Annotated in this window: 23 protein-coding genes and 1 tRNA gene; 18 read left to right on the top strand and 6 right to left on the bottom strand. The window is 53.2% G+C overall.

The features are described 5' to 3' along the window. Positions 1 to 58: 58 nt before the first annotated feature. On the bottom strand, positions 59 to 1,087 hold the full coding sequence (locus LVJ83_RS01745; protein ID WP_244785717.1) for a L,D-transpeptidase: 1,029 nt from the start codon (positions 1,085 to 1,087) through the stop codon (positions 59 to 61). Between the two features lie 138 nt (positions 1,088 to 1,225). Between LVJ83_RS01745 and rlmD the strand changes: the two genes are divergently transcribed. The 7 genes from rlmD to LVJ83_RS01710 all read left to right on the top strand — a co-directional run bounded on the left by rlmD (position 1,226) and on the right by LVJ83_RS01710 (position 7,227). Further along, complete coding sequence (gene rlmD, locus LVJ83_RS01740) at positions 1,226 to 2,554, top strand: 23S rRNA (uracil(1939)-C(5))-methyltransferase RlmD (protein WP_244785715.1); 1,329 nt, start codon at positions 1,226 to 1,228, stop codon at positions 2,552 to 2,554. Positions 2,555 to 2,853: 299 nt separating this feature from the next. Then, entirely contained in the window at positions 2,854 to 4,338 is a 1,485-nt protein-coding gene (locus LVJ83_RS01735; RefSeq protein ID WP_244785713.1) for a 23S rRNA methyltransferase, read from the top strand. Positions 4,339 to 4,359: 21 nt separating this feature from the next. Continuing rightward, positions 4,360 to 5,457, top strand: a complete 1,098-nt coding sequence (locus LVJ83_RS01730; protein WP_244785710.1) for a DNA-binding transcriptional response regulator — start codon at positions 4,360 to 4,362, stop codon at positions 5,455 to 5,457. A gap of 13 nt (positions 5,458 to 5,470) precedes the next feature. Then, positions 5,471 to 6,007: a GTP-binding protein gene (locus LVJ83_RS01725; RefSeq protein WP_244785708.1), complete on the top strand. Its 537-nt coding sequence runs from the start codon at positions 5,471 to 5,473 to the stop codon at positions 6,005 to 6,007. A gap of 1 nt (position 6,008) precedes the next feature. After that, the gene (locus tag LVJ83_RS01720; RefSeq protein WP_244785706.1) at positions 6,009 to 6,650 is read left to right on the top strand and encodes a peptidase M23; all 642 of its coding nucleotides are present in this window, start codon (positions 6,009 to 6,011) and stop codon (positions 6,648 to 6,650) included. A 70-nt stretch (positions 6,651 to 6,720) separates the two neighbouring features. Beyond that, a complete protein-coding gene (locus LVJ83_RS01715; protein WP_244785704.1) occupies positions 6,721 to 7,083 on the top strand; it encodes a roadblock/LC7 domain-containing protein in 363 nt (120 codons plus the stop codon). Between the two features lie 68 nt (positions 7,084 to 7,151). Continuing rightward, positions 7,152 to 7,227: transfer RNA gene (locus LVJ83_RS01710), tRNA-Asn, on the top strand. Between the two features lie 747 nt (positions 7,228 to 7,974). Here LVJ83_RS01710 and LVJ83_RS01705 read toward each other — a convergent pair. Continuing rightward, positions 7,975 to 8,457, bottom strand: a complete 483-nt coding sequence (locus tag LVJ83_RS01705; RefSeq protein WP_244785702.1) for a TlpA disulfide reductase family protein — start codon at positions 8,455 to 8,457, stop codon at positions 7,975 to 7,977. Positions 8,458 to 8,838: 381 nt separating this feature from the next. Beyond that, complete coding sequence (locus LVJ83_RS01700) at positions 8,839 to 9,024, bottom strand: hypothetical protein (RefSeq protein WP_244785700.1); 186 nt, start codon at positions 9,022 to 9,024, stop codon at positions 8,839 to 8,841. Positions 9,025 to 9,428: 404 nt separating this feature from the next. Between LVJ83_RS01700 and arsC the strand changes: the two genes are divergently transcribed. The 5 genes from arsC (at position 9,429) to LVJ83_RS01675 (ending at position 12,003) form a co-directional block, all read left to right on the top strand. Continuing rightward, positions 9,429 to 9,785 (top strand): arsenate reductase (glutaredoxin), encoded by a 357-nt coding sequence (gene arsC, locus LVJ83_RS01695; RefSeq protein WP_244785698.1) that lies wholly within the window; start codon positions 9,429 to 9,431, stop codon positions 9,783 to 9,785. Between the two features lie 43 nt (positions 9,786 to 9,828). Next, the gene (locus LVJ83_RS01690) at positions 9,829 to 10,488 is read left to right on the top strand and encodes a YdcF family protein (RefSeq protein WP_244785696.1); all 660 of its coding nucleotides are present in this window, start codon (positions 9,829 to 9,831) and stop codon (positions 10,486 to 10,488) included. 201 nt (positions 10,489 to 10,689) lie between these two features. Then, complete coding sequence (locus LVJ83_RS01685) at positions 10,690 to 11,112, top strand: CopD family protein (RefSeq protein WP_244785694.1); 423 nt, start codon at positions 10,690 to 10,692, stop codon at positions 11,110 to 11,112. A 15-nt stretch (positions 11,113 to 11,127) separates the two neighbouring features. Next, positions 11,128 to 11,610 (top strand): CYTH domain-containing protein, encoded by a 483-nt coding sequence (locus LVJ83_RS01680; RefSeq protein ID WP_244785692.1) that lies wholly within the window; start codon positions 11,128 to 11,130, stop codon positions 11,608 to 11,610. Positions 11,611 to 11,619: 9 nt separating this feature from the next. Further along, positions 11,620 to 12,003 carry a hypothetical protein gene (locus LVJ83_RS01675; RefSeq protein WP_244785690.1) on the top strand — a complete coding sequence of 128 codons (384 nt, stop codon included), beginning with the start codon at positions 11,620 to 11,622 and terminating at the stop codon, positions 12,001 to 12,003. Between the two features lie 186 nt (positions 12,004 to 12,189). On the opposite strand, the gene LVJ83_RS01670 is transcribed toward LVJ83_RS01675, so the two are convergent. Beyond that, entirely contained in the window at positions 12,190 to 13,107 is a 918-nt protein-coding gene (locus LVJ83_RS01670; RefSeq protein WP_244785688.1) for a LysR substrate-binding domain-containing protein, read from the bottom strand. A gap of 109 nt (positions 13,108 to 13,216) precedes the next feature. Between LVJ83_RS01670 and LVJ83_RS01665 the strand changes: the two genes are divergently transcribed. From LVJ83_RS01665 to LVJ83_RS01640, 6 genes are all read left to right on the top strand, one after another. Beyond that, entirely contained in the window at positions 13,217 to 13,975 is a 759-nt protein-coding gene (locus LVJ83_RS01665) for an SDR family NAD(P)-dependent oxidoreductase (protein ID WP_244785686.1), read from the top strand. Between the two features lie 13 nt (positions 13,976 to 13,988). After that, the gene (locus LVJ83_RS01660) at positions 13,989 to 14,816 is read left to right on the top strand and encodes a transketolase (RefSeq protein WP_244785684.1); all 828 of its coding nucleotides are present in this window, start codon (positions 13,989 to 13,991) and stop codon (positions 14,814 to 14,816) included. Next, a complete protein-coding gene (locus LVJ83_RS01655) occupies positions 14,813 to 15,805 on the top strand; it encodes a transketolase family protein (RefSeq protein WP_244785682.1) in 993 nt (330 codons plus the stop codon). The genes LVJ83_RS01660 and LVJ83_RS01655 overlap by 4 nt, the downstream gene beginning before the upstream one ends. Positions 15,806 to 15,936: 131 nt before the next feature. Then, positions 15,937 to 17,235 carry an MFS transporter gene (locus LVJ83_RS01650; protein ID WP_244785680.1) on the top strand — a complete coding sequence of 433 codons (1,299 nt, stop codon included), beginning with the start codon at positions 15,937 to 15,939 and terminating at the stop codon, positions 17,233 to 17,235. Positions 17,236 to 17,326: 91 nt separating this feature from the next. Further along, positions 17,327 to 18,610, top strand: a complete 1,284-nt coding sequence (gene hemL / locus LVJ83_RS01645) for a glutamate-1-semialdehyde 2,1-aminomutase (RefSeq protein WP_244785678.1) — start codon at positions 17,327 to 17,329, stop codon at positions 18,608 to 18,610. 419 nt (positions 18,611 to 19,029) lie between these two features. Further along, positions 19,030 to 19,227 (top strand): hypothetical protein, encoded by a 198-nt coding sequence (locus LVJ83_RS01640; RefSeq protein ID WP_244787594.1) that lies wholly within the window; start codon positions 19,030 to 19,032, stop codon positions 19,225 to 19,227. A gap of 232 nt (positions 19,228 to 19,459) precedes the next feature. On the opposite strand, the gene purH is transcribed toward LVJ83_RS01640, so the two are convergent. Further along, positions 19,460 to 21,037: a bifunctional phosphoribosylaminoimidazolecarboxamide formyltransferase/IMP cyclohydrolase gene (gene purH / locus LVJ83_RS01635; protein ID WP_244785676.1), complete on the bottom strand. Its 1,578-nt coding sequence runs from the start codon at positions 21,035 to 21,037 to the stop codon at positions 19,460 to 19,462. Between the two features lie 63 nt (positions 21,038 to 21,100). Continuing rightward, positions 21,101 to 21,343, bottom strand: coding sequence for a Fis family transcriptional regulator (locus LVJ83_RS01630; protein WP_244787592.1), 243 nt, complete (start codon positions 21,341 to 21,343; stop codon positions 21,101 to 21,103). Between the last annotated feature and the right edge of the window lie 315 nt (positions 21,344 to 21,658).

Here is a 21,658-nt window from a genome sequence, read left to right as displayed (position 1 = left end):
GAAACATGTTTCAGACGGCCTATTCAATCATATCAAACCAATATGCGTTTTAATGCGTTTAAAACAGATTGTCGGTGCTTTCGCGCTCAATGGGGCGGTATTGACCGGCGGCGGGCGCTTGCTGCGGCGGCACCGGCTGCTGCACGGGCGGCACCGGTTGCGATTGAAGCATAGGCTCTACCGCTTCAACCGGTATCGGCGCATGGGCAGGCACACCGGTTTGCGGTTTGGTTATTTCAGCATCCACTTCGATGGCGCTGCCGGCCGGCATGATTTCATCTGCCACCGGCGCGGGTTTCGGTACCGGTTTCGGTTGGGTATATTCGGCCGAACCGCTGGTCCAGGCCACCGACTTCAGCGGACCTTTAACTTTGACACCGGATGCGCAGGTCAGGCAATTAATCATGCCGGAGCGGTTTTTCAACACCGCCTCAACACGCTTGGTGTTAACGGTTTTGCCGTGTGCCTTGGCCCAGGCGGCGATGCTTTTACGCAAAGCGGCAGTATCGAGGTTTTTCTGATTGTAGGGATCGCGGTAGGCCGCCAGCCACAGATTGTTGTTAGCATCCGTATTCAGCGTGGCCATTTGGTAAATCACCGAAGCCGGCGAACCGCTGGAAATGGTTTTGGCAAATTCGAGCGCGTCCGGCGATTTCATACGCACACAGCCGTGGCTGCGCACGCCGGGCACGCTGCTCGGTGTGTTGGTGCCGTGGATACCCAACCCGAGCTTGGGGTCGCCCATACGCACAAACACCGGCCCAAGCGGGTTGTTGGGGCCGGGCGGAATGGTTTTGACGCCGTCTTTACGGGTTTTTTGAATGCTCTTGGGAATATACCAAGTGGGGTTGAATGCTTTGGGGCCGATTTTGTGTTCGCCCAAATTGGTTTGGGTCATGGCTTTGCCCACGGCAACGGGGTAGGCTTTGGTCAGGCGGCCGTTGGTGTAGAGAAACAGCCGCTGCTGCGGAATATTAATCACAACATGCTGGCCTTCTGCGGCGGGCCGGAAGTCGGGAATGGGTGTGTTGGCCAAAACCGGGCTGCCCAGTGTCAGCGCCAGCAGGCTGAATCCGAATTTTTTCATTGTGTTAGTGATGGTTTGGTGATTTAAAACAGCTGGAAATCATACCGCAAACCGATGGGTTTTGTGCGAAAATATACGTTTTTCGGCTGTAATTTGCGGTTAAACAGTCAATGTAAACAGATATTTCAGGTATTTGTCATGAGCAAAGCAGGGGCAGGCGTCAGCATCGCGAAGGTGTTTTCGCTGGATTATGAAGGGCGCGGGGTGGCGCGGTGCAACGGGAAAACGGTATTTATCAAAGGCGCGTTGCCGTGCGAACGGGTAAGCTACCGGCCTGTACGCAGTAAAAAGCAGTTTGATGAAGCGGAAACGGTGGCGGTGTTACAACCGAGTGCGGCGCGGGTGCGGCCCAAGTGTGGTTATTTTGACACATGTGGCGGCTGTTCGCTGCAACATGCCGCCCCCGAAGCGCAAGTGGCTTACAAGCAGCGGGTGCTGGAAGAACAATTGCAGCGCATCGGCAAAGTATGGCCCGAGCAGCTGCTCGCACCGATTTACGGCATGTTTTGGGGCTACCGCCAGCGTGCGCGCCTAACAGTGTCGGCAGATAAGCAAGGCCGTTTGCAACTGGGTTTTCAAGCGCGCAAAAGCAAAGATGTGGTGGATATCAACGCTTGCCCGGTGTTGCCGGATGCGGTGTCCTCAGCGCTGCCTGAAGTGAAAGCGACATTGCAAGCGGCGGTGGCGGCCGGCTGCGTGGTGAAGTTTGTGGAATTTTTAGCAGGCGATGCGCTTACCGTATTGAATGTGTGCACGCAACACAGGCCGTCTGAAAGCGCATTAACAGCACTGCACAACCTTTCAGACGGCCTCGGAGACGGGTGGCAGATTTGGTTGCAGCACGGGCGGGAAGCCGCTTATCCGTTTTATCCGCACGTTGCGCCGCCGCTGGCCTACAGTTTGCCGGAATTTGGGATAATCATGCCGTTCCGCCCCGGCGACTTTACCCAAATCAATGCGCAGATGAATGCCTTAATGGTACACCGGGCTTTGGCCATGCTGGATATCCGGCCGGGAGAGCAGGTGGCCGACTTGTTTTGCGGGCTGGGCAATTTCAGCCTGCCGATGGCCAAATGCGGCGCCCGCGTGCTGGGAATTGAGGGAGCGGAAGCGCTGGTGCAGCGTGCCCGACAAAATGCACAGGCAAACGGATGTGCGGAAAACACCCGCTTTCAGACGGCCGATTTGTTTGAAACCGATGCGGCCACAGTGGCTTCGTGGGGCAAGCTCGACAAAATGCTGCTCGACCCGCCCCGAAGCGGCGCATATGCTGTGGTGCAGGCGCTGCACGCGCCCTATCTGCCGCAGCGGATTGTGTATGTGTCGTGCAATCCGGCCACCTTTGCCCGTGATGCCGCGGTGTTGGTGGCAAAAGGTTACCGCTTCAAAGCCGCAGGAGTGATGAATATGTTTGCACAAACTGCGCATGTGGAATCCATCGCTTGGTTTGAGCGGGCATCAAAATAACCGCCTGTATGCCAATGTGTTTTGATGTAATAAACGGTTAAATCATGCTATTATAATAAACTCGTGAAACAGCCGCGCTCGAGCACCAAAGGCATGCCTGCCGCGCAATCGGCGCCCTGTTTGCCGGCTCAGGTATTTTCTGGCTGACGAATGATCATACCCATACCGCTCAGGCAGCAGCATAGTTGCCGGGTTGGGTGGACAGTGCAAAACAATAAGGACGGCAGAATGATTCGTCCGACAGCTGCCGGAAATGACCGGCGCAGCTTGGGAAAACGCTGCATCATGGCGGTTTTGTGATGATTTCACTATACACGTATCGGGAGATATTCTTGAATTATTCACTATTAATCATATTGCTGGTGTTACTGCTGCTGGTGCTGCTGTTTGTGCGCTATCAGCAGGGTGCGGCTTCAGATGCGGCAACCAAACCGCGCACCGCAGCATCGGGAGCATCCAAACGGCGCCGCTCTACGCAAGGGGATAATGCGGAAGAGGCCGACGACTGGATCAACCAAATCAACCAATCGGTGGAGCAAACCGATAATCAAGATTGGGAATGGGGCGGCAACAACGACACAGCAACCGCTTCGGTATCAGCCCAAGAAGTCGACCCGCTGACCGAATACCAGGTGTACAAACAGTTCGGCTATGAAGACAAAGCCGCATTGTCGCTTGCCGGCTATCTCGACAGCCTGAGCGCCGGCGCGCCGGAAAAATTAGTGCATGAGCTGGTAGGCTTGAGCTTGCGCACCGGCAACATCGACTTACTGGCTGCAACCTTAGAAAAACATGATGAAGCTTTGCCGGAAAACAGCCTCTCCGAATACATCAAAGCCGGCCTGATGGCCGATTCCACACATTTACGCCTGCGGGTATTGGCAGAGAACCGCTTGGGCTGGGGCATGAAAGAAGTGGCGCGCCAAATCGGCGAAAAAACCGGCTTGGGCGAAAGCCAAGCCGTCAATCCGTCGCTGACCATTCACACCGGCAGCCGTACCGGCAATGTATTTACTGCGCGGGGGCGCAATCCGATTGTGGTCGGCAAGGCCGAACTGGCCGGCGTGTCTGAAGAAGAAATGGGCGCTGTTCTCGGTTTTGTACGCCCCGATAAAAGCGCCAAACTGCTGCAAAACACCGTGGATTACGAAACGGTGTTGCGTCAATACAACCGTGCCATTCAAAAATCGCCAAAACCGGCGAGCCTGATTATCGATGCGCTAAAGCTTGATTATCAGCATGAAGAAGTCAACCAATTTGCCAAACATTTATGGAAACTCTATTACTCCTTGGGTCAATACGGGCGCCAGGTAAAAGAGCGCATGCTCGGCTGGGGATACAGCTTGGGCTATCACGAAGTGTTTGATGATTTGGAAAAAGGGCCCAATGAGCAGCAAGTGCGCGAAATCGGCTTGGAAAAAGGCTATTTGCAGCCCTCTTCCTTACAAATGAAATCGAAATACCGCGATTTGGTGCAAAAAGACGATTCCGTTGTCAGCACACACACATCGCCTGCGGAAGCCGCCATGAAAGAAGTGGAATCTTTGCTGATGTATGGCCAGCTGGAGCAGGCTGTCGGCACATTGGAGCAAGCGGTGCTGCAATATCCGCAAGAGTCACAGCTGTATGTTATGTTGTTTGATCTGTATGAGCGCACCGAAGATTGGCCGCGTCTGGAGCAATTCCTGCGCATCTTGCGCAAACGTGTCAACAGCCTGCCTGAAGAGGTGGTGTTGGCCATGAGCCGTTTGTTGCGCCGGGTCAACCAGCATGCCAAACAATGAAACCAATAAAGAGTGGCGATAATGGATAATCTGTTACCAAAAATCAAAACCGTGCGGGTGATGTTGCAAGGAATGGGCGAGCAGCAGGATGCCGTATTCCGTATGGCGTTTAAAATGCACCACACCACCCATTACGAAATTATTACCCGCGAATCTGCCGAGCAGCCCGATTTGGTGCTGGTCGATACCGACAGCGAAGCGGGGCTTGCAAGCTGGCGCGAATTGAAAGCAGCCTACCCCGGCGTGCCGGTGGCCATGTTTGCCGGTAAAACACCGTCAGAAACCAGCCCCTACCTGGCCAAACCGATTAAGTTCGACACTTTGTTTCCGGTGTTGCGCAGCCTCTCTCAAGGCGGCCACATCTTTGAAGTGTCGGAGAATACCGAATCTGCCGGCGAAGCGCCCGACAGCCGGGCGCCGCGCAAAACCACCATCCGCCGCTTCAGCCCCCGCCGTGGCTTGCTGGGGGCGCTGAAAGCAGCAAGCCACGGGCATCAGGATATTGCCGTATTGCACGAAGGCCGGCCGGTGCTGATAGTGTTTCCGAGCATACAGCGCGTCTTACTTACCGTAAGTGCCGCCGAGCTTGAGCGATTGAGTAAAGACGACCATCTGGCCGTGGTTTCAAAAATTGTGCCCGACAATCCGATTTGGAAAGAAAAGGCCAAGGTGACCATTATGTCGTGTTTGTGGCAAATGGCGATATGGACGGCGCAAGGCCGGCTGGTCTATCCGATGACACCGCAAACCGTGTTTACACTGAAACGGTGGCCCAACCTCACCCGTTTGGCTCCCGTGCCCGAATCCATGCGTTTGTCTGCATTTTTAACCAAAACATCGGTCAACCTGAATGTTTTGTATAAGGTGATGCCTTTGGAGATGCCGGATATCCTGAATTATTTGGCCGCCACCTCGGTAACGGGATTTTTGGCGACCGATGACGAATACGCCGCCGCACAAGCCAAAGCAGAAAACGCAACCGCCGACAGCATGAATGTCAGCAGCGATGTGCCGGACGACCAAATGGCCAAAGAAGCTCAAAAAGCCGTGAGCCCGTCGGCCGAGCAGCCACGCAGCCTGCTGCAACGCTTGATGCGCAAACTATTGGGCAAACGCTAAGGGAGGGCGGCTCATGAAAGAAAATAAAATTATCTTTACCGGCCCTGTGGGCGTAGGTAAAACAACCGCCATTGCCGCCTTGTCTGACGAGCCGCCGGTGCAAACCGATGCCAATGCATCCGATATGACCTTGGTGCGCAAAGGCTACACCACCGTCGCAATGGATTACGGCGTTATCCGGCTGGATGAAGAAATCAAAGTGCATCTTTACGGCACACCGGGGCAGGAGCGCTTTAATTTTATGTGGGAAATTTTGAGCCAAGGCAGCATGGGGCTGATTCTGCTGCTAGACAATACGCGCACCAATCCTTTAAAAGATTTGCAGTTTTTTCTTGATGCTTTCCGCGAGCTGCTCAAAACCGCACCCTTGGTGGTAGGCATCACCAAAATGGATATCCGCTCGCTGCCGGGCGTGGATGTTTATCAGAAGTATCTGGCTCAAAATAATTTTAACGTGCCTGTTTTTGAAATTGATGCCCGTCGTGAAGATGATGTCAAGCAATTAGTCAGCGCGATGCTGTTTTCAATCGATCCGGGATTAGAGGTATAAGATGGACTCAACACTTTCTTTGCAATCGAATTTATATCCTAAAGTTACCCCGGCCGGCGCCTATTATGCCGTGTCGGGCAATACCCCGAGCGCCAGCCGCACCCTTTTATACGGCCTGCTCCGCGCAGACACATCAGAAACCATCAGCAGCGAAAAGCTGTTGGCATGGGCGGATACCAGCGATATCAATACCGCTCTGAATCTGCTCTACCGTTTGCAGCGCCTCGAATTTCTATATGGCGACGAACAGATCAGCACCGATGATGTTTTGATGTCTGACGAACAACTGCCCGAGCTGTTAGAGCCACTTTCCAATTCTGGAAAAGCGCTGTTGGCAGACGAAAACGGCCTTTATTTTGCCAATGCCGGCTTCCACCATGAAGCGGCTGAAGAAATCGGCGTATTGGCCAGCGAAATCACCCAGGTATCGGAAAAGCATCAATTGCTGGTAAAAAACAACCTGCATATCCACCACAGCGCCTGGGGCATTTGCGACCCTTCCGGCCAAAGCGAGCTGACTTTTTTCCCACTGTATATTGGCGCGGCCAAGCTGATTTTGGTGATTGGCGGTATGCCTGATTTGAATAAAGAAGCTTTTGTTACCTTAGTAAAAGTGTTATACAGCCGTTATGGCAGCCGTTGAACAGGCTTGTGATATGCCCCGATATCAGGCCAACGAGCGCACCCGCCCGACCAACCGAATGGAATAAATTATGCGTGAACAGTTATTAATTTCCGTATTGAGCGACTTAAACAGCACATCACCCGATATTACCGCTTCTGCCGTTATTTCGACAGACGGCCTGCCGATTGCCACTTTATTGCCGAATCATTTGAATGCAGATCGTGTCGGCGCCATGTCGGCGACTTTACTGGCATTAGGCAACCGCGCTGTTCAAGAACTGGCCTGCGGGGAATTGGATCAAGTGATGATTAAAGGCAAAAACGGCTATATTTTACTGAGCCAAGCCGGCAACAACGCCGTATTGGCCTTGCTGGCAAAAGAAAGCGGCAAACTCGGGTTGATTTTGCTGGATGCCAAACGGTCGGCCAAGCATATTGCCGATATTCTGTAATTACCGGCTCAAAAAGCAAGAAAACAGTTGACGCCCGGCCGACATAGAAATATAATGTGCAACTCAATTCCCCGATAGCTCAGTCGGTAGAGCGACGGACTGTTAATCCGCAGGTCCCTGGTTCGAGCCCAGGTCGGGGAGCCAAATCATAAAACCCGCTATTTTTAGCGGGTTTTTGCTTTACCGGCTTATGCATCCCATACCCAAACAGAAGCCGCATCATGCCGATTCATCCATATAATACCCATTCACAACAGTAAGCGAACAAGACAGCGGGCCGAAGACAACGCACATACGGAGCCGGTTGACTTGGCGCTTCGGCGTCTTAGCAAAACCGATCCTCTTCGAGCACAGACGAGCCAATGCGGCTAGGTTGTTTTTGTGAATGGGTGGTATAACCTAACCGCATTGGCTCACCGTATTGTCAGCATACTTAATGGATGCAGCGCGACCTCAATCGAATGTTCAGAATGCCCGAGAATGATTAGGATGCCATCATGATTGGTTAATGCCACTCATTCAAAAAGCACCGGCATTGCCACCATAAAACCAATCAAAAGGCCGTCTGAAAAATTTCTCAGACGGCCTTTTGAGGGTGGAATTATACCAATAGATAACTCAGTTGATATTTTCTTTAACACCAATACCCATTCACAAAAACAAGCAAACACGGCGGCGGGACAAAGAAAACACACGTACAGGGCCGGTTAACTTAGCGCTTCGGTGCCTTAGCAAAACCAATCCTCTTCGAGCACAGGCGAATCAATACGGTTAGGTTGTTTTTGTGAATGGGTATGAAACATCGGTCGAATCAATCAAATCTGTTTATCGATTTAAAAATAAACCGGCTATGTCAGCCTACTTCTTTAAACAGACGTCCGACACCGGAATTTATACTCTGCATTTGGTTCGCGCGGTTTTCACGGCTTCATCCAATTTTTTTGGGGTTACCTCCCCCAAAATGGTTTGCCGGTAGCTGCATTTGGGCGCTTCTACCGTGGTAAACGGCAGCGCACCGACATTGTTGCCAAACGTTTTCATCCATACCCGGCTGTCGTTGCCGCTATAGCGCCAAACCGGGTAGCTGACCGGGGTTTGTTTGAGAAACTTGCCGATATTATCGCTGCTGTCGAGCGCAATGCCCACCAGATCAACACTGCCTTTGGGCTGTTTCTGATACCAAGCCGACATGGCCGGCATTTCCTTGCGGCAGGGGCCGCACCATGTCGCCCACAAATTAACGATGCGCACCGGGGCTTTTAAAGCTGCCGGATTTTTCGGCGCTCCGGTTTTCCAATCTTGAATATCGGCAGCTTGCACACTGCCGGCAGCGGTTAATGCAGCTGCCAGCAAAACGGCAGACAAAAGTTTCATCACGCTTCCTCAGTTATCGATTTGGCGTTATTGTAGGCTTTTCAACGCCTTTGTCTATACTTCCTTCGAACAGCGCCCATCATATCGATTTCAAAAAGCAAGGCGGCGGGGCTAGGGTGCCCTGACAATTCGTTTATGAGGGGATTTTTGTTCCTGGAAATACAGATGCCAGGCAAAAAACGCAGCAAGATTGGACATCTTGCTGCGTTTTCAGGAGTGAAAAGCCCCCTAAATTGAATGGTCAGGATACCATTTCAACAGAAGATGCATGCGAAACCGATTACCCCTGCATCGGAGCCGAATTTTCTTTTTAGAATCAAATTAAAATCGGCTGGCCGTCGCAGTGTTAAACAGCTTTTTTGAATGGCATTAAACGGTGTTTCAACGGAACATTGAAGGCGTCGGTTCGCCCACCAGCTCGTCTTCCCAAAGATTTTCAGGCGTGGCCTTGCGCGGGCGGTTACGGCGTTGGCGCCAGCACCAGCCCAACCAGGCCAATTGGAATGCATAGGGCAGCAGCATACCGATGTGCAACATCATGCCGCCCAGTAGCCATTTTTCAGTCATGATCCATTCTCCCGATGGGTATTATTCTTAATGTGCCGGCTTTGGGGAGCGAGAATATTGTTTGACAGCAAGCGGCTGAACTCAAAACAAGATTCACGGCCTTAATGCCCTAAGTGTGCATTTTGCTTAAGTTTTATTAAGCTTGGTAATAATTATTTAAAGAGATTATATAACCAAGCATCACTTTAAACAACCGATTATCTAAAAATATAACCGTTTATCTAAATGTCGTATATCGCACCGGTTGTTGTATCATGGGAGTATCGCTATCCCGCATACCCATGGGCTTTTTCATGCACCGCTGTTGATATGTGTTGAAATAAATGCATCGGGGGCGACAAGTCGGCGGGGCTGGTTTACAATCAAATCCAATAAGCTGATTAAAACAGAAAGCAGGAAACACCATGACCCAAACAGTAACGCTTTACCACAACAGCCGTTGCAGCAAATCACGGGCGGCGCTGGCGCTGTTGCAGGTGCGCGGCGTAAAAACCCATGTGGTGAATTATTTGGACACACCGCCTTCTGTTGAAGAATTGGCCGTTATTTTCCGCAAACTCGGTGCCGACTCGGTGCGCAGCATGATGCGGACAAAAGACGAACAATACCAACAACTGGGGCTGGACAATCCTGATTTGAGCAATGAAGATTTATTGCGCGCCATCGCCGCCACCCCGAAACTGCTGGAACGCCCGATTGCGGTGGCGGGTGATAAAGCGGCTGTCGGCCGCCCGTTGGAAAATATCGAAGCATTATTATGATGCCGAATCCTGCCTGATGGCATGTAAGGCCGTCTGAACGTTCATGAAGATATCGCTTTTACGCAGCCGCAACGGCTTGCGCTATTACCTGTTGCGCGGCATCATGCTCAGCCTGATGCTGGTGCTGGTGCTGTTCGGCATGTGCATAGCCGAGGTTTACCGCAGCGGCAACCGTGTGCTGCCTGCCCAATACCATGCCGATGCGGCGGTGGTGCTCGGCGCGGCGGCATGGGACAAACGCCCTTCTCCGGTGTTTCAAGAGCGCATCAATCATGCCATTGCGCTGTATCAGGCCGGGCGGGTTGATAAGCTGGTATTCACCGGCGGCACCCCCAAAAAAGGCTTTATGACCGAGGCCGAAGTGGGGCGGCGCTATGCGCTCAAGCAAGGAGTGCCCGCGCGGGACATTTTGTTTGAAAACACTTCGCGCGACACTTATCAAAACCTGCTCAACATCAAACCGCTGCTGCGCGAACACGATATTGCCGACATTGTGATTGTTACCGACCCTTACCATACAGCCCGAGCGGCAGTGATGGCGCGTGATTTGGGGTTGCAGGCGGAAACTTCAGGCACCCCCACCAGCCGCTACAGCGAATCACGCAAAAAAATGCATTTTCTGCTGCAAGAAAGTTATTCACTGTTTGGTTATTATGCGGGCAAGTGGGGCAACCGTGTGCTGCAATGGCTCAATTTCGGCTGACTTTCTCTTCAAACAAGCACGGCTGCGCAACCTTATCCGCCGGATTTTTCAAGCTGATATAGCGCCGTTCGGCTCAATCATCATACAGGCGCAGGTGGGGCAAGAAAGTAAGATGATAAAGTGAAAGGCGCCGGCGTTTTTTCACATATTTTAACCTTTTGCGGCTACAATACCCCTGTTTATTCTGAAAGGCCGTCTGAAATGTATTTGTGGTTTAAGCTGCTGCACATTTTCTTCATTATCGCCTGGTTTGCCGGGCTGTTTTATCTGCCCCGCATTTATGTGAATCTGGCTCAAGTCGAGCCGGGCAACCGCGGCGAATACCAGCGGCTGCTCGGCATGGCTGAGCGGCTGTTCAAATTTATGACGCCGCTGGCCGTCGGTGCGGTGGTGTTCGGCTTTGCCATTCCGTTCGTTACCGGTTGGTGGGGGCAAGGCTGGGTACATACTAAGGTCACTCTCGGTGTGATTTTGCTCGGCTATCACTTTTACTGCTACCGGCTGTTGCTGGATTTTCAAGAAAGCCGCAACCGCTATTCACACAAATGGTATCGCGTGTTTAACGAAATACCCGTGCTGATTATGATTATTGCGCTTTATCTTGTTGTTTTCAAACCCTTCTGAAAGGCCGTCTGAAACATGACTGTTGAAATCGAACGCCGCTTCCTGTTAAAAAACGACAGCTGGCGCACGCAGGCAGGCACGCCCAAAACCCTGCGCCAAGGCTATTTGAGCGTGGTAAAAGAACGCACCATCCGCGTGCGCATCATCGGCAACCAAGCCTGGCTCACGCTCAAAGGCTATATTTCCGATGTATCGCGCAGCGAATTCGAATATGAAATCCCACTGGCCCACGCCGAAACCATGATGGCCACCATGTGCCCGTTCAAGCTGGAAAAACACCGCTATGAAGTCGAATACGGCGGCTTTGTGTTTGAAATCGACGAATATTTCGGCGACAACGCGCCCCTGATGGTGGCCGAACTGGAGCTGCCCGACGAAGATACCCCGTTTGAACGCCCCAGCTGGCTCGGTGAAGAAATCACTTCAGACGGCATGTATACCAATGCCTATTTGAGTAAACACCCGTATTCAAGCTGGCAGTCATTCAGAACACCCTAAGGAGACATCATGTTTGAGACCCTGAAACAACAATGGCACCGGTTTGAAACCGAACACCTCACTCCTCAGCAACCCGATCCCATTAGCTATCACGCTGCCATCACACCGGATTATCTGACCGGCGAAGCCAACGGCAAAGAATTCGGCCGCATTGCCTGGCAAGACATCGAAATCGTCGCCATCAACATCGAAGGCGATTTCGAGCCTTTTCCTTATTGGTATATCGGCCGCCCCAACCAAGGCGTGCGCCTGCCGCAAGATACTGAAAACATGGCCGATATGCTGGCCGCGCTTGCGCAATACCTGCCGCATTTCGCCTCCGACACCACCCGCCGCGAAATCGACACGGCCATGCAGGCTTCGGAAGGGCGTTATTATATTTGGCAGCGTTAGCGCATCCTCACCATTCGATTGACAGGTGATTTGGCTCTGTTAATCGAATGATGAACCAAAGTGCCCTGATGTGTCTTTATATGAGGGATTTTTGCTCCTGAAAATGCAGATACCGGCCAAAAAATGATGATATATGAATGGTCAGGACGCCCTAGGGTGCCCTGACCATATTCATGCCGGCGGCAATCAGACGCGCCGGCTCTCTTCAATCAAAGCATCCACCGCAGCGCAAGATTGTGCCAACTCACCATAAAGCCACGCCCGGAAAAGCACTATTTTCGGCGATTGCGCTTTAATTTTAGAATAAAGCAATTTGTGCGTACTGATTTTGATGCCCATATCAGCCAACGGCAGCAGCAATTTTCCCTCCGATAATTCCCGCTCGGCCATCAATGCGCTTTCCAAAGCCACCCCCACGCCGTCGGTAGCGGCATGAATGGCCATAAACGTCCGGTCAAACCGCGGCCCCCGATCCAATGCCAGCCCGCCAACGCCATATTCCCCTGCCCAATCGCGCCATTGATAAAGATTGACTTCTGAATGAATCAATACTTGATGACATAACGAAAAACCTTCAGACGGCATCAGGCAAGGTGGGCACAATACTTGGATATTTTCTTCCGGCAAGCTCTCCATCACAATGCCTTTCTCGGCAAAAACATCACCATAACGAATCACAACATCCGCCTCTTCTGCATGAATATCGGCCATTTGCATCGAAGCATTCAAACGCACGTCGATATCATCATGCTGAGCTGAAAAGCGCGCCAACCGCGGCATCAGCCATTGCGCCGCAAAGCTGGGGGTGCTCTGAATGGTCAGAATATCGCTTTTACCCGAGCATTCGATGTCGCGCGTGGCCGCCTGAATCTGCTTAAACGAAGTGCTGACGGCACGGGCATAACGCTGCCCCACATCCGTTAGCTCAATGCTGCGGTGGCCGCGGTGAAACAGTTTTAAGCCCAAGCGGTTTTCAAGTTGGCGGATTTGGTGGCTGACGGCCGAGGGCGTGAGAAACAATTCTTCAGCAGCCGCGATAAACGAGCCGTTACGCGCGGCGGCTTCAAAGGCCTGCAAGGCTTTCAACGGGGGGATTTTGCGCATATTCGGGTGAATTTAATTCATCTGTTCGGCCTTTTTATTCGTTTGTAGACTTGATGTCAAGCTTTCTATACTGGCCAAACGATAAACAAACGAAAAATCAAAAGGAGTGATGATGAGTTTGCTGAATGGAAAATTTGCGGTGATTACCGGTGCGGCGTCTTTACGCGGCATCGGCCGTAAAACGGCCGTGCGCTTCGCCGAAGAGGGCGCGCGGGTGGCGATACTGGATTTGGACGAAACAGCCGCCCAAGCGGCCGCCGCCGCTTTACCGGGCGGAGGGCATCTCGGTTTGGCCTGCAATGTGGCCGACCATGCCGCTTGTGCCGCAGCCGCCCAAGCCGTATTGGCCGCCTTCGGGCGTGTGGATATATTGGTCAACAATGCCGGCATCACCCAGCCGCTGAAGCTGATGGACATCACGCCGGACAACTACACCGCAGTTACCGATGTTTCATTGCGCGGCACGCTCAACATGAGCCAGGCCTTGGTGCCGGCAATGCGCTCGGGCGGCGGCGGCAGCATCATCTGCCTGTCTTCCGTATCTGCCCAGCGCGGCGGCGGTATTTTCGGCGGCCCGCACTATTCGGCCGCCAAAGCCGGGGTCTTGGGTTTGGCCAAGGCAATGGCGCGCGAGTTGGGCGCAGACAATATCCGTGTCAACAGCATTACGCCGGGGCTGATTCAAACCGATATTACCGCCGGCAAACTCACCGATGAAATGCGGGCCGATATTTTGAAAGGCATTCCGCTCAACCGCTTGGGCGATGCAGAAGATGTCGCCAATGCCTGCGTGTTTCTCGGCAGCGGCTTATCGGCCTATCTGACCGGCATCACGCTGGATGTTAACGGCGGCATGCTGATTCACTAAACGGAGCACAACGATGACGACTTTACACCAACACGCCCGCAATATCCGCCGTTATGCGGTGAAAATGGGCGAAATACAGGGGCAAGGCTATGTCGGCCAAGCCCTGGGCTATGCCGACGTATTGGCTGTGGCTTATTGCCATGCGATGAACTTTGACCCGGCCAACCCCGAATGGCCGGAGCGCGACTGGTTTTTGCTGTCGCACGGGCATTATGCGATTGCCCATTATGCCGCTCTGATGGAGGCCGGCATCCTCAGCCCCGACGATATCGAAGTGTATGGCAGCGACGACAGCCATCTGCCGATGTCGGGCATGGCCGCATACACACCGGGCATGGAAATTTCAGGCGGCTCATTGGGGCAAGGGTTGCCGATCGGCGTCGGCATTGCGCTGGGGTTGAAACAGCAGCGCAAAACAGGTTTTGTTTACAACTCAATGTCGGATGGCGAGCTGGACGAAGGTTCGACTTGGGAAGCAGCCATGTCGGCGGCACACCACCGGCTCGACAATCTGATTTGCATTGTCGACATCAACCGCCAGCAAGCCGACGGCACCTCCACCGATATCCTGAATTTCGAACCATTGGCCGACAAATGGGCCGCTTTCGGCTGGCACGTCCAGCGCGTTGACGGCAATGATATTGATGCCGTTCAGACGGCCTTTGACACGGCACGCCATTTGAATGAAGCACAGCCGCGGGTGATTTTGTGCGACACCCTGATGGGCAAAGGCGTGCCGTTTTTAGAACAGCGCGAGAAAAACCATTTTATCCGCGTTGATGCACACGAATGGGCGCAGGCATTGGCCGTTCTCGATAAAACCGAAGGAGCAGACGCATGACTACCGCCGCCAAACCCCGCCTGACCACTTCTGCCATGATTGCGTCGATTGCCGAGGCCGGCCAGAAAACCGTATCGGCACCCTTCGGCCATGCACTCAATGCCCTTGCCGAGCAGCGGCCGGACATCGTCGGGCTGAGTGCCGATTTGGCCAAATACACCGACATCCATCTTTTCCGAGATGCCCATCCCGAGCGCTTTTATCAAATGGGCATGGCCGAACAGCTGCTGCTGGCCGCCGCCGGCGGCATGGCGAAAACCGGCCTGACCCCGTTTGCCACCAGCTATGCGGTATTCGCCACCCGCCGTGCATTTGATTTTATCCACCAAGTGATTGCCGAAGAAAATCTGAATGTAAAAATCTGTGCCGCCCTGCCCGGGCTGACAACCGGCTACGGCCCCAGCCATCAGGCCTGTGAAGATTTGGCCTTGATGCGCAGCATTCCCAATATGACCGTTATCGACCCTTGCGATGCCTTGGAAATCCAACAGGCCACCCACGCCATTGCTGATTACCGCGGGCCGGTTTATATGCGCCTGCTGCGCGGCCAAGTACCGCTGCTGCTCGATGAATACGGCTATCAGTTTGAATTGGGTAAAGCCAAACTGTTGCGCGATGGCAAAGATGTGTTGTTTGTCAGCACCGGCCTGATGACCATGCGCACACTGGAAGCGGCCAAGCAATTGCAAAAAGACCATATCGACGCGGCCGTGTTGCATGTGCCCACACTCAAACCCTTAGACGAAGCAACGATTGTGCACGAAGCCGGCAAGGGGCGCTTGCTCGTATGCGCCGAAAACCACACCGTTATCGGCGGCTTGGGCGAGGCGGTGGCAGCTTTGTTGATGAGCCGACAAGTTACCGTGCCCTTCAAACGCATTGCCCTGCCCGATGCGTTTCTGGATGCGGGCGCCTTGCCGACCCTGCATGAGCGCTACGGTATTTCCACACAGGCCGTCATTTCGCAAGTCAAAAACTGGCTGGGCTGACAGCGGCCGTTTCAGGCCGTCTGAAACCTAGGTTTCAGACGGCCTGACTACCGCAACATACAACCTATACAGATAAAAAAACAGGCGTTTGCAACGCCTGAACAACAATCATAAATAATGAGGAGAAATTCATGAATACCCAATTGTCTGCATTGGAAAGCAGCACCGTGCGCAAAGTTACCCGGCGGTTGATACCGTTTTTGTTTCTCTGCTTTTTTATCGCCATTCTCGACCGCGTGAACATCAGCTTCGCCGCCCTGCAAATGAATCAGGATTTGCAGTTTTCCGACACCGTTTTCGGCCTCGGTGCCGGCATGTTTTTTCTCGGCTATTTTCTGCTGGAAGTGCCGGGCAGCGCCATGATGGCCAAAGTAGGCGCGCGCAAATGGATTTGCCGGATTATGGTCAGCTGGGGGCTGCTGGCCGTTTTGATGGCCTTTATCAAAACGCCCTGGCAATTTTATACCGTGCGCTTTCTGCTCGGCGTTGCAGAAGCCAGTTTCTATCCCTGCATGGTGCACTACCTGAGCGGCTTTTACCAAACCAAACACCACGCCAAAGCCATTGCCGCCTTTATGCTGGCCATTCCCGGTGCTAATGCGCTGGGCGCGCCCCTCTCTACCTTTTTGCTCGGCATCGAAGGCTGGGGGCTGGCCGGCTGGCAATGGATGTTTATTCTCGAAGCCTTGCCCGCCGTGGCGCTCGGCATCATGGCATTTTTCTATCTCGATGACCGCATTGCCGATGTCAAATGGCTTCGTGCCGATGAAAAAAACTGGCTGATGCAAACGCTGGATAAAGAGCAGCAAGCCAAGCAAGCGGTCAAACACTACACCTTCCTGCAAGCACTGAAAGACAAATATGTGTTGCTGCTGTCGGCCGGTTATCTTTTCTGGATGATGGGCTATTACGGCATCAATATGTTTTTGCCCACCATCTCGCGCAGCATGGTAGCCGTTACCTCATTAAGCCTGCAAAACCTCGGCTGGCTGATCGGATTCATGTATTTCGCAGCCATGCTGGCGATGTTGTGGGTGGGCAGCCATTCCGACAAAAAACGCGAACGCCGCCGGCACGTGGCAGTTTGCCTGAGCATCAGCGCCGTCGCTTTGACAGCCGCCGCCTATATCGCTGCCGCCAATGTCGTGCTGGCTTTTATTCTGCTGATGATTGCTTTGTGTGGCGCGTTTGGGGCTTTTTCGCCCTTTTGGGCGATTCCGCCTTCCTTTCTGACCGGAGCCGCAGCCGGCGGTGCCATTGCCATGATCAACAGCATCGGCAATTTGGGCGGCTTTTTCGGCCCTTATGTGGTGGGCTATCTGCGTGATCTGACCGGCTCGTTTAATGCAGCCATCACCTTTTTAGGCGGCAGCATGATTCTGAGTGCCGTGATTATTGTGTTGAGCACCCGAAAATTGAAAAGCTTTTAAAAGCAAGGCTTCTGAAAAAGCACGTCAAAACTGTTAAAATGCCGTCTGAACGTTTTCAGACGGCATTTTTGATGATTAAAGGATTTCCGACATGAACCGCAACGAGCAACTTTTCAACCGCGCCAAAGCCATCATTCCCGGCGGCGTTAATTCACCTGTGCGCGCTTTCGGCAGCGTGGGCGGCATTCCCCGCTTTATCAAAAAAGCCGAAGGCGCTTATGTTTGGGATGAAAACGACTTGCGCTATATCGATTATGTCGGCTCATGGGGGCCGGCAATTGTCGGCCACGCCCATCCTGAAGTGATTGAAGCCGTGCGCGAAGCGGCCTTGGGCGGTTTATCGTTCGGCGCCCCCACTGAAGCAGAAATCGTGATTGCCGAAGAAATCGCCAAAATCATGCCCGGCGTCGAGCAGTTGCGCCTGGTCAGCTCCGGCACCGAAGCCACCATGAGCGCGATTCGTCTGGCACGCGGCTTTACCGGGCGCGACAAAATCATCAAATTCGAAGGCTGCTACCACGGCCATTCCGACAGCCTGCTGGTCAAAGCCGGCAGCGGCCTGCTCACATTCGGCAACCCCAGTTCCGCCGGCGTGCCTGCCGACTTTACCAAACATACTTTAGTGTTGTCGTATAACGATGTGACACAGTTGGAAGAAACCTTCGCCCAAATCGGCGCAGAAATCGCCTGCGTGATTCTGGAGCCTTTTGCCGGCAACATGAATCTGGTGAGGCCGTCTGAAGCCTTTATCACCGCCTTGCGCACCCTGACCGAACAGCACGGTGCAGTGCTGATTTACGACGAAGTGATGACCGGTTTCCGCGTGGCATTAGGCGGCGCGCAATCGCTGCACGGTATCACCCCCGATCTCACCACCATGGGCAAGGTTATCGGCGGCGGCATGCCGTTGGCCGCGTTTGGCGGCCGCGCCGACATCATGGCCTGCATTTCCCCACTCGGCGGCGTGTATCAGGCCGGCACCTTGTCGGGCAACCCGGTGGCTGTAGCGGCCGGCTTGAAAACGCTGGAAATCATTCAGCGCCCGGGCTTTTACGAGCAACTCAGCGAGCGCACCGGCCAACTGCTGGCCGGCTTCAATGCCGCCGCTGCCGATGCGGGCATTACCTTCAGCAGCGACAGCATCGGCGGTATGTTCGGCCTCTATTTTGCCGCACAGCCGCCGCAAAGCTATGCCGACATGACCCGCTCCGACACAGATGCATTCAAGCGCTTTTTCCACGGCATGCTCAATCGCGGCGTGGCCTTCGGCCCCTCGGCTTACGAAGCCTGCTTTATGTCGGCCGCACACACGCCCGAACTGATTGAGGAAACCGTTGCAGTTGCGCGTGATGTGTTTGCCGATATGGCAGCATAATGAATACAGGCCATCCGTTTGAGCTTGTTGTTTGAAACACAAATCTTGTTGTTGGCAAACCCTCTGGCCGTCTGAAACCCAATTACTTTACCTAGGCTGCCCAGACAATTTGATTTATAGGTGTATTTTGCCCCTGAAAGCGCATCTGCTGCGTTAAAAAGCCTCGCAAGATGTCCAATCTTGCTGCGTTTTTTGCCTGGCATCTGCATTTTCAGAAACAAAAATCCCTCCATAAACAACACATCAGGACACCCTAGGCTTCAGACGGCCTGTATTTTGCAAACCGGCCTGAAAAGCGTATGCTGTAGCTGTCCAACTTCATCATACAAAGCGGCAAGCCGATGCCGTCAAGCTATTTTGATGCATGGTATCAGTTGAACGGCTATATCAATCCACCAGCCGATAATGAGCGCCAAAGCATGAAGACACTGCCTAAATCCATTATTAAAACCGAGCCGCTGCCGAAAAACGCCACTGATGAAGCCAAAATCGAAAAATGGCACGACACCGCCGCCAAACACGGCTTGAGTGGCGAATGGGCAGTATCTGCGCGTTTGGGGCAACAAGCTTATACCGATGAACAAATGGAAGCCATTGCCAATTTGTTTGGGCGCTGACTGCGGGTTACGGCAAAGGCCGTCTGAATGGGCATCATAAGCCGCCTATCAGTTTTCATTTTCTTGCGCCGGAAAGTATGGATGCCGTTGCCATGAATCTGGTTGCCGGATTGTTGCAAAGATTTTTATCAGCTTGCCCATTCCATGCTTCTTTTTACTGCCGGTGCTGATTCAAAAAGGCCGTCTGAATGCCCTACGCGTTCAGACGGCCTCACCGTTTATCACATCAAAATTAATGGCGGAAATGGCGCACGCCGGTCAGCACCATGGCGATGCCGTGTTCGTCGGCGGCATCAAACACTTCTTGGTCGCGCATGGAGCCGCCGGGGTGGATAATGGCTTTAATGCCCTGTTCGGCAATCACATCAATGCCGTCACGGAACGGGAAAAAGGCATCTGAAGCCGCGCAGGCGCCGTTCAAATCAAAACCGCCGTCTTGCGCTTTGCGGGCGGCGATGCGGGTAGAATCCACGCGGCTCATCTGGCCGGCGCCGATGCCGTAAGTTTGGCCGCCTTTGCCGAACACGATGGCATTTGATTTCACATATTTGGCCACATTCCACACAAACATCAAATCTTTCCATTCCTGCTCGCTCGGTTGACGCTTGCTGACCACCGTCAAATCTTCGCGGCGGATACGGTGGACATCAGGTGTTTGCACCAACAGCCCGCCGCCCACGCGTTTTAATTCGAAGCGGTTGGCGCCGGCCATCAGCGGCACTTCCAATACGCGCACGTTTTTCTTGGCGGCGATGATTTCTTTGGCCTTGTCGGTGAATTTCGGCGCCATCAACACTTCGAGAAACTGGCCGGTAACGGCTTCTACCGTTTCGGCATCCACTTCGCGGTTGAAGGCGATGATACCGCCGAATGCGCTGGTGGTGTCGGTGGCAAACGCCAGTTTGTAGGCGCTCAAAGTGTCGGCGGCCACAGCCACACCGCAGGGGTTGGCGTGTTTCACAATCACGCATGCCGGTTCGTCAAATGCTTTAACGGCCTCCCAAGCGGCATCGGCATCGGCGATATTGTTGTATGACAACTCTTTGCCCTGCAATTGCTCGTAAGCGCTCAGGCTGCCGGCGGCGGGATAGAAATCACGGTAAAACGCGGCCTGTTGGTGCGGGTTTTCGCCATAGCGCAAATCTTGCACTTTCAGCCAGCTGCCGTTGATTTGGCCGGGAAACGCGCCCACTTCCGGCTCGCCGGCAAGTTTGTCGTCCGACAGGCTGGTAAGGTAGTTAGAAATCATGCCGTCGTATTGGGCAGTGTGGCTGAAGGCTTTACGCGAGAGGTTGAAACGGGTTTTGTCGCTCAATGCGCCGCCGTTGGCCTGCAATTCGCTCACCACATCAGCAAAATCGGCATTGTCGGTCACGATGGCCACGTGTTTCCAGTTTTTCGCGGCCGAGCGCACCATGGTGGGGCCGCCGATATCGATGTTTTCAATCGCATCTTCCAGCGTGCAGCCGGGCTTGGCGATGGTGGCGGCAAAAGGATAAAGGTTGACGCACACCATATCGATGTTGCCGATTTCGTATTCTTCCATTTTCGCCACATGTTCGGGCAGGTCGCGGCGGCCGAGAATGCCGCCGTGGATTTTCGGGTGCAGCGTTTTCACGCGGCCGTCGAGCATTTCGGGAAAGCCGGTATAGTCGGCCACCTCAATCACGGGCACGCCCGCATCGGCCAATAATTTGGCGGTGCCGCCGGTTGAGAGGATTTCCACGCCCAAATCATTCAGCGCGCGCGCAAAATCCACCACGCCGCTTTTGTCGGATAAGCTGATTAATGCCCGTTTGACTGCTGCCATCGTCGTTCCTTTATATGCAGATAATACAAGTGAGTGAAAAAGAAAAGAAAACAAAAATCCGGCTTATTCGATCAAGCCGTGCTGCACCAGTTTTTTGCGCAGCGTATTGCGGTTCAGCCCCAACACCGATGCCGCCTTCGACTGGTTGCCGGCGCATTCGGCCATCACGCATTCGAGCAGCGGCTTCTCAATCTGGTGCAGCACCATATCATAAACACCGCACGGCGTTTCACCATCCAAATCTTTGAAATATTGACGGATATTTTGCGACACACAGTCGGCCAGATTATGGGTTTTATTCGGCATCATATTATCTTTTTGTTGTTATCGTTATTCGGTTGGAAACGGTTCAGACGGCATCGGCAAACACAGAGGCCGTCTGAAACTTTTTATCGGCATATAAAATACACTATAAAATCGAATGGTCAGGCTACCCTAGGGTGTCCTGACAATTCAGAATGACTCAGATTTTTTGTGATAAAAGTGCAGATGCCAGGCAAAAAACGTAGCAAGATTGGGCATCTTGCGAGGCTTTTTAACGCAGCAAATGTGCTTTTATCACAAAAAAGATGATGATATATGAATTGTCAGGACACCCTAGGCAAAATTTCATTTTTTCAG

This window comes from Uruburuella testudinis (genome assembly GCF_022870865.1).
GTDB classification, from domain to species: Bacteria; Pseudomonadota; Gammaproteobacteria; order Burkholderiales; family Neisseriaceae; genus Neisseria; species Neisseria testudinis.
Note: the sequence above shows the minus strand (reverse complement) of the source record. Positions and strands in the feature narration are given on the sequence as shown.